Below are 17,062 nucleotides of genomic sequence, written 5' to 3'. Positions count from 1 at the left end.
CCGCCCGTAGGGCGGTCATTCCGGGGCGATACGCACTATAGAACCCGGAATCTCGAGATTCCGGGTCTGGTGCTAACGCACCATCCCGGAATGACATCCATTTCGTTGACAGAACCGCAGTTTCTCCCTAATACCCCGCTTGCTCGCGGGCCGGTTTCGGCCCGCGATGCGTTTCGCGACCCGTGGTCTTCCCCGAGCTTTCGAGGCGGACCTGTCGGCCCCGGTTAATCCCGGTGCACAGGAGGGCGCGTTTCCTCAACACTCAAACTCTTAAACCAGAGGACGCGATGACAAAGCGCAGTGAGGCGAAATACAAGATCGATCGCCGTATGGGCCAGAACATCTGGGGCCGCCCCAAGAGCCCCGTGAACCGCCGCGAGTATGGCCCCGGCCAGCACGGCCAGCGCCGCAAGGGCAAGCTGTCCGACTTCGGCGTCCAGCTCCGCGCCAAGCAGAAGCTGAAGGGCTACTACGCCAACATCAGCGAGCGTCAGTTCCACGGCATCTATGTCGAGGCCGGCCGGATGAAGGGCGACACCGGTGAGAACCTGATCGGCCTCCTGGAGCGCCGTCTCGACACCGTGGTCTATCGCGCCAAGTTCGTGGCCACGATGTTTGCCGCGCGCCAGTTCATCAACCACGGCCACATCAAGGTGAACGGCCGCCGCGTCAACATTTCGAGCTACAAGCTCAAGCCCGGCGACGTCGTCGAGATCAAGGAATCCTCCAAGCAGCTCACCCCGGTTCTGGAAGCGAGCCAGCTCGGCGAGCGCGACGTGCCCGACTTCATCGAAGCCGATCACTCCAAGATGACCGCGAAGTTCACCCGCATCCCCGCGCTGTCGGACGTGCCGTTCGCGGTGCAGATGGAGCCGCATCTGATCGTCGAATTCTATTCGCGCTGATCGGTTCTTGAGTTCCGAGATAAACGAAGGCCCCGGTTTTGCCGGGGCCTTTTTGTTTGGATCGAGTTCCTGTTACAATTACCGCATGTCGCAAACGAACGACGAACCGACCCGCGTTATGCTCTCGGCCACACCAACCGAAGCCGAGCTTGTTGGTTGGGCTGAGCTTTCCCGGGACGAGCAAGTCCGCTGCTATCAAGCGACGTTCAAGCACCCCGATTGCAACTCCTTCACCACGGATACGCCCGACGACATTCTAGCCGCCGCCCGGCGGCGAGTTGCCGCTCGTCGCCACACACTGAACGCCCTTCAATCGGGTGTATAATCCACACTGTTCGACCCCAAAATCGCTGCCTTGACGACCACCGTCGAAGTGGGCTTTTGCAGGCCACAACAATACGAGCGAGAAAGAACTCCCCATGCACTACACCCCTCCCCCGCGCGATCCCAAGGCCGATCCCATCCGCATCAACCTCTTGTCGGACACGCAGACGCGGCCGACGCCTGCGATGCGCGAGGCGATGGCGCGGGCTGAAGTCGGCGACGAGCAGATCGGCGATGACCCGACCGTGAACCTGTTGTGCGAGCGCGTGGCTGACCTGCTCGGCAAGGAAGCCGCCGTGTTCATGCCCTCGGGCACCATGTGCAACGTTGCGGCGACGCTGGCCCATTGCCGGCCGGGCGACGAAATTCTCGCCCAGGCCACCGCGCATATCATCGCCCGCGAAGGCGGCGCGCATGCCGCGCTCGGCGGTTTTCAGATCACGCAGCTGCCGGGTGATGACGGGCAGTTCACGCCGGCAACATTCCGCGCCGCCCTGCACCCGCGCTCGCGCTATCAGCCACCACAGACCCTCGTCAGCGTCGAGCAGACGGCCAATATCGGCGGCGGCACCATCTGGAAGAAGGCTGCGCTCGATGAAGTAGTAGCGATCGCCAAGGCGAACGGGCTCATCACCCACATGGACGGCGCGCGGCTTTTGAACGCCTGCGTCGCCACCAAAATATCGGCGCGCGACATGGCCGCGGGCTGGGATTCGGCCTGGATCGATTTTTCCAAAGGGTTAGGCGCTCCGATCGGCGGCGTGATCGCTGGTACCCGCGCCTTTATCGACGACGTCTGGCGCTGGAAGCAGCGCCTCGGCGGATCGATGCGGCAGGCCGGCATTTGCGCGGCTGCCTGCGTCTACGCGCTCGACCATCACGTCGACCGCCTCGCCGACGATCACGCCAATGCTCGGGCGCTGGCGCGGGGCCTGTCGCAGATCAACGGCATCGAGGTGCAGGAGCCCGAGACCAATCTGGTGTTCTTCAAGCCTGACGGCGCCGGCATCGCCGGCGACAAGATGGTCGAGGCCTTGCGCAAGCGCGGCGTGCTGCTCGCGATGATGGACGGCCGCATCCGCGCCTGCACCCATCTCGACGTCAGCGCCGCGATGATCGAGGAAACGGTCGGCATCGTACGCGAGATCGTACGCGGAGCGTGAGCCGCGTCTGCCGGAGCTCAGGCTGTGGCCGGCGTGCGCGCCCGCCACAGCGCGCTGGCGAGCAGTAGATACACCGCGCCGGTCCACATCGCCTGCCAGTTCTCGAACCCTTCGTTGAAGACGACATAGACCGCCGCCAGCGCGAACAGTCCGGCGAATACGGCTTCCGAGAGCGGCCGCTCGCCGGATTTCGGCCCATTGAGAAACGCCAATGTCCAGAACGGCACGACCGCCATGGTCAGGGCGGCAAACGGGAAATCGCGCCAGCGTGCGTCGAAGATCAGGCTGAGCGCGGTCACCGCGGCCAACAGCGTCGTTACGATCAGCGTGACGCCCAGCATGTTGCTCATGAAGAACGGCGTGAGGCCCTTCGGCGGCCCCAGCACTTCAAGAAACGCCGGAAGCGCCCGCCCCGACATCAGCGCGTAGGTGGATAACAGCGGCGCTGCCACGGCCGCCATCAGCATGAAGCCCTGGAGCAGCCAGCCGCCGATGCCGTAGCTCTCGAGCAGCATCTTGTCGATGCTGATGCCGAGCAAGATCCCGCCAGCGGTCGCGGATACGGCGACCGCGGCCCACGAGATGGATGGCGCCGGCAACGGCCGGCGCTTCGGCAGGAACAAGGCTACCGCGAACACGCCCACGCAGAGCAGCAGCCCGCCTGCCATCTGCAGCTTCCAGAACGGATAGTTGCTGATGGCCACCCCTGCCGGATATTTCAGCTTGCGCTCGGTCCCGTCGAACAGTCCCCAATAGCCGCCGACCGTTCCTTCCCAGCGGCGCTTCCACGGCTCGTCATAGGCCTCGAAAAAATTGACGCGAAAATTGTTCTGTCGCGCCCGCTCGAGAATCTGGGAAATGAAACGCGCCTGGTTGACGCGGGAAGCCAGCGCGCCGTCGCGCATCCGGCCATAGCTGGGCCAGCCGGTTTCACCGATCAGGATCTCCTTGCCGGGAAAGGCTGCGACGACCTGCTTGCGGATATCATCGACATGCGCGGCCGCCTCCTCGGCGCGGGGCGGAACGTCCTCCCAATAGGGCAGGAAATGGGCGGTGACGAAATCGACGTCAGCGCCGACTTCGCGGTAGCGCAGCCAGAATTCCCAGACATCGGCATACGTCACCGGAACATTTACGCGCGGCTTGACCGACTGGATGGTTTGGCGAAGGTCGCCGACCGTCATATCGCCACGCAGCAGCACTTCGCTGCCGACGATGAGCGCCGCGACCGTGCCGGGATGATCCTTCGCCAGCGAGATCGCAATGTCGCAAAGTTGCGCGTTCTTGGCGCGATCGCGCCCGAGCCAGACGCCGAGCAGCACTTTCAGTCCGACCTTGGATGCAAGTTCGGGCACCTTGTCGAGCCCGTTGTCGATCGAATAGGTGCGGATGCATTTGGAGACCTTGGCGAGTTCGACCAGGTCCTCCGCGATCTGCTCCGGCTTGACGATGAGCGTCGGATCGTGCGGCGTCTGCTCGTTGCGGAACGGCGCGTAGGAAACGCACTCCAGCTTCGCCGCGTCATCGATCGGCGCGCGCGTCAGCGCCACCGGCGTGGCCAGCCACCACCACACCGCGGCAACGATGCCCAGCGACAGAAATAAAAGCGCCAGCGGCGTGCGAAAGCCGATTGGTCCTGCTCCCCTGACAGACGAATAGATGGGACTGTTTAACCGCGTGCGGCAGGCCTGTCGACCCGCTGATCCCGCCGGGTGTACAATTGCGCGCGAGTACGGAAACGGTGATAGTCAGCTCTTCAAAAGTGAGCCTTGTTTGCTCAAAATTGATCCCGCTTTGATGAGTGAAATGATGCCGTTCACCCGATTTTCCCGACGCCAATTTGGCCAAATTGCAGCCTGGTCGGCGCTTGGAATGCCGATGCTGTCGGCAGGGTCCGGCCTGGCTCAATCCGGTCAAGCGGCCGAAACGCAGAATCAACGGCCCTCTTCCGGCTTTCCGAACGGTTTTCTCTGGGGTACGGCGACCTCGGCCTATCAGATCGAGGGCGCCGTGAACGAGGACGGCCGTGGCCCGTCGATCTGGGACCGTTTTTCCCACACGCCCGGCACCATCTCCGATCGCAGCAATGGCGACACCGCGACCGACCACTATCGCCTCTTCAAGGAAGACATCCAATTGATGAAGGCGCTGGGCACCAAGGCCTACCGCTTCTCGATCGCATGGCCGCGCGTCTTCCCGGAAGGAACCGGGGCGCCAAACCCAAAGGGCCTCGATTTCTACAACCGCCTTGTCGACGAACTGTTGGCGAACGGCATCGCGCCGTTTGCGACACTGTATCACTGGGACCTGCCGCAGGCGCTGCAGGACCGCTTCGGCGGCTGGACCTCGCGCGATACACCAAAGGCATTTGCGGATTACGCAGCCCATGTCACGGGGCGTCTAAGCGATCGCGTGAAGCACTTCTTCACCATCAACGAATGCTCCAGGCTCGTCCATCTCGGACATGAGTGGGGTGCAGATGCGCCGGGGCTCAAACTATCCCCATCTGACGTGAAGCAGGTCCGGCACCACGTCGCGCTGGGACACGGTCTCGCGGTTCAAGCGATCCGGGCCAATGGACAGGCCGGAATCAAGGTCGGTCCGGCGGAGAATGCCGTGAGCTGCATCCCTGCCGTCGAAACGCCGGCGAACATCCGCGCCGCCGAAATGGCGACACGCGAGCTCAATGCCGGCTATCTGACCGTGATGCTCGAGGGAAAATACACAGATGCATATCTCACGCAGACCGGCAAAGAGGGCCCGAAATACACAGCCGAAGATCTGCGCATCATCGCCTCGCCGATCGATTTTGTCGGGCTCAATGTCTACATGCCCGATCATTACGTCGTTGCCGCCGACAACGAACGCGGCTTCACCCTGGCGCCATTTCCCAAATCGTTCCCGCACATGAAGGCGACGTGGCTCAGGCCTGGTCCCGAGACGATGTACTGGGTGCCGCGTCATGTAGCCAAGCTGTGGAACGTGAAGTCGATCTACATCACCGAGAACGGAACGTCCGGGAGCGACGAGCCCGCCGCGGACGGCACCATCTATGACGTCGATCGCATCATGTACCTGCGCAACTATCTGACGCAGTTGCAGCGCGCGACATCAGAAGGCGTGCCCGTGCACGGATATTTCCTGTGGAGCCTGATGGACAATTTCGAATGGGCGGATGGATATGAACAGCGCTTCGGCCTCTACCACGTCGACTTCGCTACACAGCGCCGCACACCCAAGCTCAGTGCGTCGTTCTATCGCGAGACGATCGCACGCAACGCGGTGGTTTAGGGTGCGTACTCATAAAAGTCGGTTGCTGCGGGTCGGCCACCTGATGTCTGCTTCTCCCCCAACAGCGGCGTGGGAGCGGACATCGCGGCACTTCGCCTTCGGGCCAAGAAGCGACATGCGCTGCTCCATCAAGCCACCGCATTGCGCCGCGCCGTTTCCCGAAAGAATGAGGCACTGAGCTTCGGCGTGCGCTGCAGCGTCTTGAAATCCACGTGCACCAATCCGAAACGGTTACCGAAGCCGGCGTTCCACTCGAAATTATCCATGGTACTCCATTGGAAGTAGCCCTTCACCGGCACGCCGTCGGCTGTTGCCCTCTGCAGTTGCGTCAAGCAACTGCGCAGGAACATGACGCGGTCGGTGTCATAGACCTTACCATCGTCGGCGATCACGTCTTCGGTCGCGCAACCGTTTTCCGTGATGTGGATTTCCTGCGTGTTCCAGATCGATTGGAGAAACTTCGGAGCCCAGTACAACGCCTCGGGGCCTATTGTGTGCCAGCGCGAGTGCATCTTCGGGTGCGACCTTGAGAGAGGAATTTCGCGCCAGCCGGGTGCTTTGTCCGATGCCATCACGTAGAGCATCGGCCGGTAGACATTGATGCCGACGAAGTCGAGCGGCGAGCCGATGATCTTTAAGTCCTCATCGGTGAATTTCGGCGCATCCTTGCCCGCCTGCTTGAGGTACGAGTCGGTATACTTGCCTTCCAGCATGACCGTGAGGAAGGCCGCGTTCGACTCACGTGTCGCGAGCTGTGCGGCCTTGATGTTCTCGGCACTTTCGATCAGCGGTACGGCAATGTTGATATTTTCCGCGGGGCCGCACCTCGTTCCGGCCTTGGCTTTGGCGCGAATGGCCTGCACCGATAAACCGTGCGCAAGAACGGCATGATGCCGGACCTGATTGAGCTCGCCCGGTGAGAGCTTCAGACCGGGCGCTATCTGAAGCATTACCTTCGCGCCGCCCACGTCCACTTCCAGGCCCTGATGCCCGATGTCCGTGAACGACAGGAATTCGTTGAGGGTGAAGAAGTGGCCGACGCGGTCGCTCAGCCTCTCGGCCGTGTAGCCTGCATAGTCGGCGAACGCCTGGGCGGTATCGCGGTTCTGCCAGCCGCGCTTGTCCTGGAGCGCCTGTGGCAGGTCCCAGTGGTAAAGCGTAGGAAACGGCTCGATGCCCGCAGCTTTCAACTCGTCCACAAGCCTGTTGTAAAAGTCGAGGCCCTTGGCATTCGGCGCGCCCGTGCCTTGTGGGAAGATGCGTGGCCAGGAGATCGAGAACCGATAGGCATTCGCGCCGATGCCCTGCATCAGCGCGACGTCCTCCTTGTAACGGTGGTAGTGATCGTTCGCGATGTCGCCGCTCGAACCGTCTCTGATGTTGCCTGGGGTATGCGCATATCGGTCCCAGATGGACTCGCCCTTGCCGTCCTCGTTCCAAGCGCCCTCGATCTGATATGCCGAAGTGGCCGTGCCCCAGAAAAATCCGGTTGGGAATCCTCTGGCAGAGGGATTTGCTGTTGCTGTGCCTGTAGCGTGCCCAGTTTGTGCGACAGCTTGTGTTCCGCACGACGAGGCAAGTGTTGCCGCGGCCGCCGCTTTCCCAATATCGCGTCGGGTGAGATGAGTGCTCATGCGCTATCCTCCTTGGTCGCAATACAAATTCAATACTCAGGCAAGAATGCCCTCTGTTCAAGTTGGACGGGCCAACCCGGGGGTCATTCAATGTCTGATTTGGGTCACGAACGACAAAACTCAAAGTGAGCATAACGCGTCCGCTTTCGGGCGCGACCTAAGCACTCCTTGGCCGGGCATGTTGAGCCCACCTGGCGACGATGATTCAAGGCCCCTAAATCGAGGGGCCGAATCATGCGCTACGAGCTCGGAACTTGGTCGAGCGCTTCTTCAACAAGATCAAGCACTGCCGCCGGGTTGCGACGCGCTATGACAAGCTCGCCGCCAACTACCTTGCCTTCGTTCAACTCGCATCGATCAGGCTATGGCTGCGCGCTAATGAGTTCGCGTCCTAGTCCGGCGAAGAGTCAATCCTTGCGCAGGCCCTTGCCTAGCGCTTCAAACATCATCGTCTTCAACGTCAGTTGAATACGTCCGCCTTGCGTCGGGGCCTGCACCATGAAAACAACGAGCAAGTCGTCCTTGGGATCGACGAAATAGAAGCTGCCGCCCGCCGCATCCCAGCGGTATTCACCGAGCGGCCACGTCGTACCCGGCGGCGGCGAGGTGCGCACGGCAAAGCCAAGGCCGAAGCCAGAGGTCGGGCCCGGGAAATAGAAGGGATCGTGAATGATCCCGGTCTCCGGTCCGATCTGATCGGACGTCATCAATGCGACCGTCTCGGCTTTGAGGTACCGTTTGCCGTCCAGCTCGCCGCCATTCAGCAGCATTTGCAGGAAGCGCGCGTAGTCGCCGGCCGTCGAGACCAGGCCCGCACCGCCGGATTCCCAGCGCCGCGGCAGTGCCGGATCCCTGATTCCGGCCACCCGAAAACGATCGACCGGATATGCCTGGGCGATGCGCGCCCACTTCGATGTATCTGCGACGTAGTACGTTGTCTCGGACATGCCGAGCGGATCGAACAGCCGCTGCTTCTCGAATTGAAACAGCGTCTGCCCCGAGGCCACTTCGACAACGCGGCCGAGCACGTCGGTTGAATGGCTGTAGTTCCAACGCGTTGCGGGTTGATCGGCGAGCGGCAGTGTCGCGATCCGGTCGGCAAATTCGGCATTGTCGAAGTCACCGGCGTACAGTTTGGGATCGGCATAGAGTTTCTGCACCGCGGTTTCGCCGAAGAAGCCGTAAGTGATCCCCGACGTGTGCCGCAGCAGGTCCCTGATCGTGATCGGCCGTTTCAACGGCTCAAGCTTGAGCGGATACTTTCCTGCTTCATCGGAAACATCGACGCCGACTTTCGCGTCCGCAAAGGACGGAATGTATTTCGACACGGGATCGTCGAGAGCCAGCTTGCCGTCGTCGACCAGCATCATCGCGGCGACCGAGGTGACGGCTTTCGACATCGAATAGATCTGGAAAATGGTATCCGGCGTCATCGGCGTGCCGGTCCCCGGGTCCCGCACACCGAAACATTCGAGATCAACCAGCTTGCCATGCTGCTGGATCAGCATGACTGCGCCGGGAATCTTGCCGGCCGTGATCTCGCTGCGAACGTAGTCGCCAAACTGGTCAAGCGCTGCGCGCGAGAAAGTTGGCGCGTCAGGAGCCTTCGGCTCGCCCCGCAACGCATGCGGCGAGCCGCCGAGAGAAAGCACCGCGAGCGCCGCCGCGACAAGGCAGCGCCGAATGGCGCCGTCAGTTCTCCAATGCTTCATAGACCAACTGCTTCAGCGTCCGCTGGACGCGCTGACGTTCCGTCGGCGTCTGCTCCAGCACCACGAAGAACATGTCCTGCTTGCGGTCGACCACCATATAGCAGCCAGACGCACCGTCCCATTTCAATTCACCCAGCGATCCCGGCGGCGGCGGCTTGGCATTGCCGGGATCGGTGCGCACGGCAAGTCCAAGGCCCATGCCGAAACCGTCACCGGGGAAATAGTAATGGTCCCGCGCGACGCCAGAGTCCTTGCCGGCGTGGTCCGACGTCATGAGTTCGAACGTCTGCGGGGTGAGATAGGTCTTGCCCTCGAACGTGCCGCCATTGGTCAGCATCTGCGCAAATTTCGAAAAATCCGACATGGTCGAAACCATGCCGCCGCTGGCGGATTCCCATTTCTGGCGAACCTCGGTCCTGTATAGACGGCCGACCCGGAAATCACTGTCGTTCGGCAACGGTTGGGCGAGCCGCTGCAGCCGCTCCGGCTGGGTGACGAAGAAGTTGGTGTCGGCCATGCCGAGCGGATCGAGCAGCTTTTCCCGCTCGATCTCGAGCAGTGATTTTCCGGACACGATCTCCATGATCCGCGCCAGGATGTCGGTGGAATGGCCGTATTGCCAGAGCGCTCCCGGCTGGTTGTGCAGCGGCAGCTTGGCGATCCGCTCGGCGAACTCGGCCAGGTCGAACTCGCCTGCATAGAGGTTGGCCTCCTTGTAGGCCTTGCGCACCAGGCTGTCGCCATAGAAGCCGTAGGTGATACCGGAGGTATGACGCATCAGGTCGAGGACAGTAATCGGCCGCGTCAGCGGCACCAGTTCGAGCGTCCTGGTGCCATCCTCGGCCTTTTTCTCCACGCCGACTTTCATGTTTGCGAAGGAGGGAATGTATTTCGAGACGGGATCGTCGAGCTTGATCTTGCCATCCTGGATCAACTGCATCGCCACGACAGACGTGATGGCCTTGGTCAGCGAAGACAGGCGGAAGATGGTCTTGTCCGTGATCGGCGCCTTGGACACCACGTCCTGCACGCCGAAGGTCTCGTGATAAACCGGCTTGCCGCGCTGCTGGATCAGGACGTTGGCGCCGGCGATCTTGCCGGTCGCGACCTCGTTCTTGAAGAACTCGGTGATCTTCGCAAGCTTGTCCTTGTTGAAATGCGCGCCGGCGGGAATATCGAACGTGCCTTCGGCATGGACCGGCGCTGCCGCCAGCAACAACGCACCGGTGGCCAGCGCGCGCAGGATTTGGCGTGAATTCATTGGACCCCTCTCCCCGGAATTCACGGGGGAGTGTAGCGGAGGCACGATCAGGGACAAGGGCTGCCGAAGGCCGCCAATGCCTCTTCATGCAGCCGACCGCTCTCAGGAGAGAAGCAGCAGAAGATGACTTTTGTCACGTGGGGCGCCGCAGCCAGCGCATCGACAACGGTCGCGACCGCAATACCGGCAGCACGGTCGGCAGGAAAGCGATAGATGCCGGTAGAAATCGCCGGAAAGGCAACGGATGCGAGGCTGTGCTTCTGGCACAGTTCCATCGAGCGGCGATAGCAGGAGGCAAGCAGATCGTCCTCGCCGAGTGTGCCGCCGTTCCACACCGGCCCAACCGTGTGGATCACGTGTTTGGCTGCGAGCCGATAGCCCTTGGTGATCTTGGCATTGCCGGTCTTGCAGCCGTGGAGCATGCGGCATTCGGCAACGAGTTCCGGCCCCGCGGCGCGATGAATAGCACCATCGACGCCGCCCCCACCAAGCAGCGACGAATTCGCTGCGTTGACGATGGCGTCAACGCGCAAAGAGGTGATGTCGGCAACGATGACTTCGAGCCGCGCCTGGCCTACCTGGCGCGCCTGACGCACTCAGGCGGAGGCTGCCGCGTTGAGGGTGACGCCCTTGTCGGCAAACAGCTGCTGCAATTCACCGGCCTGGAACATCTCGCGGATGATATCGCAACCGCCGATGAACTCACCCTTGACGTAGAGCTGCGGAATGGTCGGCCAGTTCGAATATTCCTTGATGCCGTTGCGAAGCTCGGCGGATTCGAGGACGTTCAGGCCCTTGTAGCCGACACCGACGTGGTCGAGGATCTGAACCACCTGGCCGGAGAAACCGCACTGCGGAAACTGCGGCGTGCCCTTCATAAACAGCACGACGTCGTTCGACTTCACTTCGTTGGCGATGAATTGCTCGATGCTCATATTCGCTTCCTTTTAAGGCGCACAGCCCCTTGCGGCTTCGCCCGTTGGGCCGACCATGTAACCCGGTTACTGGCCCTATATGTAGCCCAAACCGTTGTTCATCCAAAGTAAAATGCCGAAGAGCTGGCATGCGGGAGCCGGATTGGAGCGGTTCGACGCGGCCACCACCCATGGTTTGAAGGCATTAATATCATAGCCGCGGAAGGCTTTTTTCCCGGAGGGGAACCCCTATGTAGGACGGACTGCCCAAGGGGAACCAGTTTGCCAGCCTAACGTTCTCCCCGCTCACCGGAGAAACCTGTGACGAAACCAGTATCCGCAGCGTCGTTTGCCAGCCCCACCCCGTCACTTTTCTCCGATTCAGGCACCCTCGCCCAGAATTTGGTGGAAGCCTATCTGGCCGTCCGCGGCGAGACCGAGCGCCGGGCCGCGCCCTTGAGCCCCGAGGACCAGCTCATTCAGTCGATGCCGGATGCCAGCCCGGCGAAGTGGCATCGCGCCCATACCACCTGGTTTTTCGAGCAATTCCTGCTCGGCGAGCACTGCGAGGGTTACCAGCCCTTTCACCCCGACTACGCATTTCTGTTCAATTCCTACTATGTCAGCGCCGGCCCGCGGCACGCCCGTCACCAGCGCGGCCATTTGACCCGCCCGAGCGCGGACGAGGTCACCGCCTATCGCCGCCATGTCGACGCTGCCGTGATCAAATTCTTCCAGACGGCCGGCGAGGAGCGCCTCGCCGGCCTCGTCCCGCTGGTCGAAGTCGGCCTCAACCACGAGCAGCAGCATCAGGAATTGATGCTGACCGATATCCTGCACGCCTTTGCCCAGAACCCGATCCCGCCGGCCTATGATCCGGCATGGCGCTTCCCGGCGCAGCACCGTTCGGCGGAGGAATGGGTCACCCTCAACGAGGGCATCCACACCGTCGGGCATGCCGACGACAGCTTCCATTTCGACAATGAAAAACCCGCCCACCGCGCCCTCGTCGGCCCGGTCCGGCTCGCCCGCAACCTCGTGACCAATGCCGAATGGCTGGCCTTCATGCAGGACGGCGGCTACGGCACCGCCACGCTGTGGCTGATGGACGGCTTTGCCGCCGCGACCAACGAGGGCTGGCAGGCGCCCGGCCACTGGCGCCAGACTGGCGGCGAATGGCGGATCATGACCCTCGGCGGATTGCAGCCGATCGACCCGGCCGCCCCGGTCAGCCATGTCAGCTATTACGAGGCGGACGCGTTCGCCCGCTGGGCCGGCAGGCACCTGCCGACCGAAATGGAATGGGAAGTCGCCGCCCGCGCCGGCCAGCTCAACGATGCCTTCGGCATCGTCTGGCAGTGGACCCGCAGCGCCTATGCCCCCTACCCCGGCTACCGCGCCATAGAGGGCGCGCTCGGCGAATACAACGGCAAGTTCATGGTCAACCAGTTGGTGCTGCGCGGCTCCTCGCTTGCAACTCCCGCCGGCCACAGCCGTATCACCTACCGCAACTTCTTCTACCCGCATCATCGCTGGCAATTCACGGGGCTGCGCCTCGCCGACTACGCCTGATGTTTTCGATCATCATTGCGCGCCGGAAAGCGCGTTCAGGAGAGTATCATGAATGTGCACGCCGCCGCTTTGGCTCAGACGTATCAGTTCGATGAGCAGACCTCCGCCTTTGCCAGCGACGTGATCGGCGACCTCTCGCGGTTTCCAAAACGCCTGTCGCCGAAATATTTCTACGACGCCGCGGGCTCCGAGCTGTTCGAGCAGATCACGGTGCTGCCGGAATATTACCCGACCCGGACCGAACTCGGCATCCTGCGTGGCCACGGCGACGAGATCGCCGCCATCATTCCGAAAGGCGCAGCCCTGGTGGAGTTCGGCGCCGGCGCCACCACCAAGGTCCGGCTGCTGCTGGAGCGCTGCGATTTTTCCGCCTACGTCCCGGTCGATATTTCCGGCGACTTCCTGAACGCGCAGGCCGGAGCCTTGCGCAAGGATTTTCCCGATCTCGGCGTGTATCCGGTGGCTGCCGATTTCACCACGCCGTTTACCCTGCCGCCCGAGATCGAAGGGATGCCGAAGGTCGGTTTCTTTCCGGGATCGACGCTCGGCAATTTCGATCCGGATGAGGCGCGCGCCTTCCTGCGCAGCGCCCGCGACATTCTGGGCGACGGCGCGCAGATGATTATCGGCGTCGACCTCGAAAAGAACGAGCGCGTGCTCTACGACGCCTATAACGACGCCGCCGGCGTCACCGCGAAATTCAATCTCAACGTCCTGGTCCGCATCAACCGCGAGCTCGGCGGCAATTTCGACGTATCCGCCTTCATGCACCGTTCGGTCTATAACCGCGAGCGGCATCGCATCGAGATGCACTTGATTTCCAAGAAGGCGCAGAGCGTGCGCATCCTGGGACGGAATTTTTCATTCCGTCCCGGCGAGAGCATCCACACCGAATCGAGCTATAAATACAGCCTCGACCGCTTCACCACCCTGGCGCGCGAGTCGGGCTGGTCGGTACGGGAATCCTGGACCGACCGGGACAGGATGTTTTCGGTTCATGCGCTGGCCGCCTCAGACTGAGGTCGGTCTAGGGCGTTGCCGTTCACGTCTTGCAGAACGATCGCTTGCGCTCCGGCCGGAACCTGCGTGTCGGAGTGATCCGGGGTGCAACGGATATCCAGTCATCGTGCAATCGATCTGCCCCCAAAAGCCACGCATGAATGATGCGCCACTTGTCCTGTCCGCGCGACTGGAAATCCAGTAGCGGTGATGTTGCGTCCTGCAATTCGTGAAAGAACTTCAACGAGTCTTTACCAGTCGGCCCGTCCGGCTCGATCGCCTGCGTCAGTATCCAGCGGTCCCACTCTTGAATGATCTGTACTCTTGCTTCGCTCTGTTTCATAGGCGCGTATTCCCACCACGGTACCCCCGTGGGCACTGAGTGATCGCGCTGGTCAAGGTTAGATGGAAAGGTGCATACGCCGCCGCGCGTCCCCACACCTTTGCCGAACGCACTATAACCAAACTTCTTAACAAGTGTTCATCTTTATCGACCCGCCCGCAAAAGGGTCCATCTCCGCTCTCGTTTCCCCTTCGAAAGGTCCAATTTTTGACGCGGACTCAGCCGTATCTTTCAGGCAGCATGGCTCGGGGGTGAGTCCGTGTCAGGGGATGTCAGTCATGGCCAATGCATATCCAGCGTCCAGCAGCCACAGTGCCGGATCGGTTCACAATGATACGGACTGGGACGACGAAGCAGACGCCGAGCGGGTGGCGCTGATCGAGGAAAATGCACGGCTTCGGGCGCTCGTCGTCCAGCTCTCAACGCTCGTGCTCAAGAACGTCGTCGATCAGCATAACTCGCCGCAACTGATCCCGGTCAGGCGGCCAAGGCTTGATTGAATTCAAGGCTCACTAGGCTGGATTGAAGGCGCTATTCTGCCTGGCGGGATCGCAGCGACATCGTTTCCCACATTGCGACGACGATCAGGATTGCGGTGGTCAGGATGGATAGGATCAGCGGCGAAAGGTCGCTGGCAAACCATGCGAGCACGCAAAGCGCGATGATGCCGGCGCCGTGCGAGAGCTGAACAAAGCGACGAAAGCTGTGCTTGAACAGGACGGTCCCGAACAGAAACAGCAAGGGACCGCCGATCGCGCTCGTCACCGTCTTGAGATCGGAATGACCGCCAGGGTGCTTCAGCACCAGTTCGTCCGCCACCGCCGTAACGATAATGCCCGCCACGATCGGCATGTGCAGATAGGTATAGGCGAGCCGCGCCAGCCTGCCCGGCTCGCGCGATCTTGAAATCTCCTCGGAGCCGGCCTCGGCCCCGATATGGAAATAGATCCACCACATCGCGATGCTGCCGACGAGGGCCGAGACGAATGCCAGGACGTTTTCGCTCGTCCAGGTGAGTTCAGCGAAAGTCGCGCCGGTGACAACAATGGATTCGCCGAGCGCGATGATGATGAACAGCGCGCAACGCTCGGCCATGTGGCCGCCTTCGATCATCCAGTCCGCGACCGATGACGCGCCATAGCGCGGGATCCAGAACCGCACCGCCGGCGAAATATATTCGATGACGAGCGCAACGGCCCATAGCGCCAGCCGCGACTGACCTTCGGCCAGCCCGCCGGCGATCCAGAAGATGGCTGACGTCGAGAGCCAGGCGGCGATCCGGATGGCATTCATCCTGACGCGCGGGCGCGAGACCGGCGTCGACAGCCACAGAAATATCGTCTTGCCGACCTGCATCGTCGCGTAGGCGATGGCGAACCACAGGCCGCGCTCGTCAAACGCCTTCGGGATCGACGTCGACAGCACCAGCCCGCCCAGCATCATCGCAAACAGCAGGAGCCGGACCGGCGTCTTCTCGGGATTGAGCCAGTTGGTAATCCAGGAGGTAAAAACCCAGACCCACCACACCGCCAGGAAAAGCACCGTGACCTGCAGCGCACCGAGAACGGTGAAATGCGCGAGCAGCGTGTGCGAGATCTGGGTGACGGCAAAGACGAAGACGAGATCGAAGAACAGTTCCGCATAGGTGACGCGGCTGTGCTGGTGCGGCACGATCACGCGAAACATCGCGCCGTGCGGATCGTTCGTCATGGGTGCCCCCGCTTGGCTGGTCGGGGACTAGCCCTCCGGCACTCCGGGTCCGCCAGGTACCCCGGTCTGCAGCGCCAGCGCGTGCAGCACGCCGCCCATCTGGCCCTTGAGCGACTGATACACGATCTGATGCTGCTGCACGCGCGACTTGCCGCGGAAGGATTCCGAGATCACGGTCGCGGCGTAGTGGTCGCCATCGCCTGCGAGATCGCGGATCGTCACCTCGGCATCGGGGATAGCTGCCTTGATCATCGATTCGATATCGTGGGCGTCCATCGGCATCCAGCATGTCTCCGTCAGGTGTTTCGAATCACGGCCCGGCTCGCGCGACCGTGACGGCCAAACCTAGCGCGTACGCTCTTCTAGGTCACGCCTGGCGCCACTATATTCCGGGCCGAAGCGTTTGACACCGCGAGATCCGGTCGCGCCCGATCATTTCGCGCTGACCTAAAAAGAGGCTCAAAATCATGAAATTGCCCGGTCCCGACCATCCGATCACGATAACGGCAAACCCCAAGCGCATCCGGGTCTCGGCGGGCGGCGTGGTGATCGCCGACACCACCCATGCGCTGACGCTCAGGGAAGCCAGTTATCCGGCAGTGCAATATGTGCCGCGCGAGGACGCCAATATGGCTCTACTCGCCCGCACCGAGCGAACCACGCACTGTCCCTACAAGGGGGATGCGAACTATTTCAGCATCAATGCCAACGGCAAGAGCATCGAAAATTCGATCTGGACCTATGAGACGCCCTTCCCGGCCATGGCCGAAATCGCGGGCCATCTGGCGTTCTACCCCGACAAGGTGACGATCGAGGAAGTGGCGTAAGGCAGAGACGGCGTCATTCCGCGCATGCGAAAGCATCGAAACCGGAATGACCGGCATGCGTAGCTACGCCCTGAATATCGTAAGCCCGAGGATCAGGAGCACCAGGAAGATCGCGACGAAGACATAGAACAGGAAGCGGGCGATATCGGCGGAAGCCGCCGATATGCCGGTGAAGCCGAGCAGACCGGCGACGATCGACACCAGTAAGAAGATCAGCGCCCATTTGAGGATTGTCATTGCCTGCTCCGGGACCTTAGGCCAATAGCGGCGGCCGACGAATTCACGGACGCTAACGGCGAGTTACGCGGCTGGTTCCCGCGCGAACTCAGCCGCCGGGCGACGGGATTTTGCCGCGCCCTATCGGCCTTGCTGAATCGGGTTCCCGGGAGCAAGATTTGACGCAAACA

At 61.8% G+C, this 17,062-nt stretch carries 17 protein-coding genes and 1 pseudogene; 8 read left to right on the top strand and 10 right to left on the bottom strand.

The features are described from left to right. The first annotated feature begins 287 nt into the window (after nucleotides 1–287). Nucleotides 288–905, top strand: a complete 618-nt coding sequence (gene rpsD / locus LMTR21_RS15395) for a 30S ribosomal protein S4 (RefSeq protein WP_065750309.1) — start codon at nucleotides 288–290, stop codon at nucleotides 903–905. Nucleotides 906–1,324: 419 nt separating this feature from the next. Further along, nucleotides 1,325–2,392 (top strand): threonine aldolase family protein, encoded by a 1,068-nt coding sequence (locus tag LMTR21_RS15385; RefSeq protein WP_065750308.1) that lies wholly within the window; start codon nucleotides 1,325–1,327, stop codon nucleotides 2,390–2,392. Between the two features lie 17 nt (nucleotides 2,393–2,409). On the opposite strand, the gene LMTR21_RS15380 is transcribed toward LMTR21_RS15385, so the two are convergent. Next, nucleotides 2,410–3,966 carry a glycoside hydrolase family 17 protein gene (locus LMTR21_RS15380; RefSeq protein ID WP_246175542.1) on the bottom strand — a complete coding sequence of 519 codons (1,557 nt, stop codon included), beginning with the start codon at nucleotides 3,964–3,966 and terminating at the stop codon, nucleotides 2,410–2,412. Between the two features lie 298 nt (nucleotides 3,967–4,264). Between LMTR21_RS15380 and LMTR21_RS15375 the strand changes: the two genes are divergently transcribed. Next, a complete protein-coding gene (locus LMTR21_RS15375) occupies nucleotides 4,265–5,683 on the top strand; it encodes a GH1 family beta-glucosidase (RefSeq protein WP_430642550.1) in 1,419 nt (472 codons plus the stop codon). A gap of 128 nt (nucleotides 5,684–5,811) precedes the next feature. Here LMTR21_RS15375 and LMTR21_RS15370 read toward each other — a convergent pair whose 3' ends face one another. Further along, on the bottom strand, nucleotides 5,812–7,317 hold the full coding sequence (locus LMTR21_RS15370; protein ID WP_065750306.1) for a GH1 family beta-glucosidase: 1,506 nt from the start codon (nucleotides 7,315–7,317) through the stop codon (nucleotides 5,812–5,814). Between the two features lie 242 nt (nucleotides 7,318–7,559). On the opposite strand from LMTR21_RS15370, the pseudogene LMTR21_RS15365 reads away from it, so the two are divergent. Beyond that, nucleotides 7,560–7,712, top strand: a pseudogene (locus tag LMTR21_RS15365) (IS5/IS1182 family transposase); the annotation flags it as partial. A 12-nt stretch (nucleotides 7,713–7,724) separates the two neighbouring features. Here LMTR21_RS15365 and LMTR21_RS15360 read toward each other — a convergent pair. Genes LMTR21_RS15360 through grxD form a run of 4 tightly spaced genes read right to left on the bottom strand, consistent with a single transcriptional unit; the run spans nucleotide 7,725 to nucleotide 11,225 of the window. Further along, nucleotides 7,725–9,029, bottom strand: a complete 1,305-nt coding sequence (locus LMTR21_RS15360; protein ID WP_065750305.1) for a serine hydrolase domain-containing protein — start codon at nucleotides 9,027–9,029, stop codon at nucleotides 7,725–7,727. Beyond that, on the bottom strand, nucleotides 9,010–10,290 hold the full coding sequence (locus tag LMTR21_RS15355; protein WP_065750304.1) for a serine hydrolase domain-containing protein: 1,281 nt from the start codon (nucleotides 10,288–10,290) through the stop codon (nucleotides 9,010–9,012). Before LMTR21_RS15355 ends, LMTR21_RS15360 begins: the two co-directional genes overlap by 20 nt. 47 nt (nucleotides 10,291–10,337) lie before the next feature. After that, the gene (locus LMTR21_RS15350; protein WP_065750303.1) at nucleotides 10,338–10,886 is read right to left on the bottom strand and encodes an O-acetyl-ADP-ribose deacetylase; all 549 of its coding nucleotides are present in this window, start codon (nucleotides 10,884–10,886) and stop codon (nucleotides 10,338–10,340) included. Then, nucleotides 10,887–11,225 (bottom strand): Grx4 family monothiol glutaredoxin, encoded by a 339-nt coding sequence (gene grxD / locus LMTR21_RS15345; protein ID WP_057838874.1) that lies wholly within the window; start codon nucleotides 11,223–11,225, stop codon nucleotides 10,887–10,889. Nucleotides 11,226–11,525: 300 nt separating this feature from the next. Between grxD and egtB the strand changes: the two genes are divergently transcribed. Both egtB and egtD read left to right on the top strand, forming a co-directional pair. Further along, nucleotides 11,526–12,776, top strand: a complete 1,251-nt coding sequence (gene egtB, locus LMTR21_RS15340) for an ergothioneine biosynthesis protein EgtB (protein WP_065750302.1) — start codon at nucleotides 11,526–11,528, stop codon at nucleotides 12,774–12,776. A gap of 48 nt (nucleotides 12,777–12,824) precedes the next feature. Then, nucleotides 12,825–13,796 (top strand): L-histidine N(alpha)-methyltransferase, encoded by a 972-nt coding sequence (gene egtD, locus LMTR21_RS15335; protein WP_065750301.1) that lies wholly within the window; start codon nucleotides 12,825–12,827, stop codon nucleotides 13,794–13,796. Between the two features lie 22 nt (nucleotides 13,797–13,818). Here egtD and LMTR21_RS15330 read toward each other — a convergent pair whose 3' ends face one another. Further along, a complete protein-coding gene (locus LMTR21_RS15330) occupies nucleotides 13,819–14,118 on the bottom strand; it encodes a hypothetical protein (protein ID WP_065750300.1) in 300 nt (99 codons plus the stop codon). A 278-nt stretch (nucleotides 14,119–14,396) separates the two neighbouring features. On the opposite strand from LMTR21_RS15330, the gene LMTR21_RS15325 reads away from it, so the two are divergent. Beyond that, nucleotides 14,397–14,618, top strand: coding sequence for a hypothetical protein (locus LMTR21_RS15325; protein WP_065750299.1), 222 nt, complete (start codon nucleotides 14,397–14,399; stop codon nucleotides 14,616–14,618). 31 nt (nucleotides 14,619–14,649) lie between these two features. Here the strand turns inward: LMTR21_RS15325 and LMTR21_RS15320 are convergent, their stop codons facing one another. Further along, complete coding sequence (locus tag LMTR21_RS15320) at nucleotides 14,650–15,828, bottom strand: low temperature requirement protein A (RefSeq protein ID WP_065750298.1); 1,179 nt, start codon at nucleotides 15,826–15,828, stop codon at nucleotides 14,650–14,652. A gap of 27 nt (nucleotides 15,829–15,855) precedes the next feature. Continuing rightward, nucleotides 15,856–16,110, bottom strand: a complete 255-nt coding sequence (locus LMTR21_RS15315) for a BolA family protein (RefSeq protein ID WP_065750297.1) — start codon at nucleotides 16,108–16,110, stop codon at nucleotides 15,856–15,858. A gap of 185 nt (nucleotides 16,111–16,295) precedes the next feature. Between LMTR21_RS15315 and LMTR21_RS15310 the strand changes: the two genes are divergently transcribed. Continuing rightward, on the top strand, nucleotides 16,296–16,655 hold the full coding sequence (locus LMTR21_RS15310) for a DUF427 domain-containing protein (RefSeq protein ID WP_065750296.1): 360 nt from the start codon (nucleotides 16,296–16,298) through the stop codon (nucleotides 16,653–16,655). A gap of 63 nt (nucleotides 16,656–16,718) precedes the next feature. Here the strand turns inward: LMTR21_RS15310 and LMTR21_RS15305 are convergent, their stop codons facing one another. Continuing rightward, nucleotides 16,719–16,892, bottom strand: a complete 174-nt coding sequence (locus tag LMTR21_RS15305) for a DUF1328 domain-containing protein (RefSeq protein WP_065750295.1) — start codon at nucleotides 16,890–16,892, stop codon at nucleotides 16,719–16,721. Nucleotides 16,893–17,062 lie beyond the last annotated feature (170 nt).

The organism is Bradyrhizobium paxllaeri (assembly GCF_001693515.2).
Lineage (GTDB): Bacteria > Pseudomonadota > Alphaproteobacteria > Rhizobiales > Xanthobacteraceae > Bradyrhizobium > Bradyrhizobium paxllaeri.
This window is presented reverse-complemented; position numbering and strand designations above follow the sequence as displayed.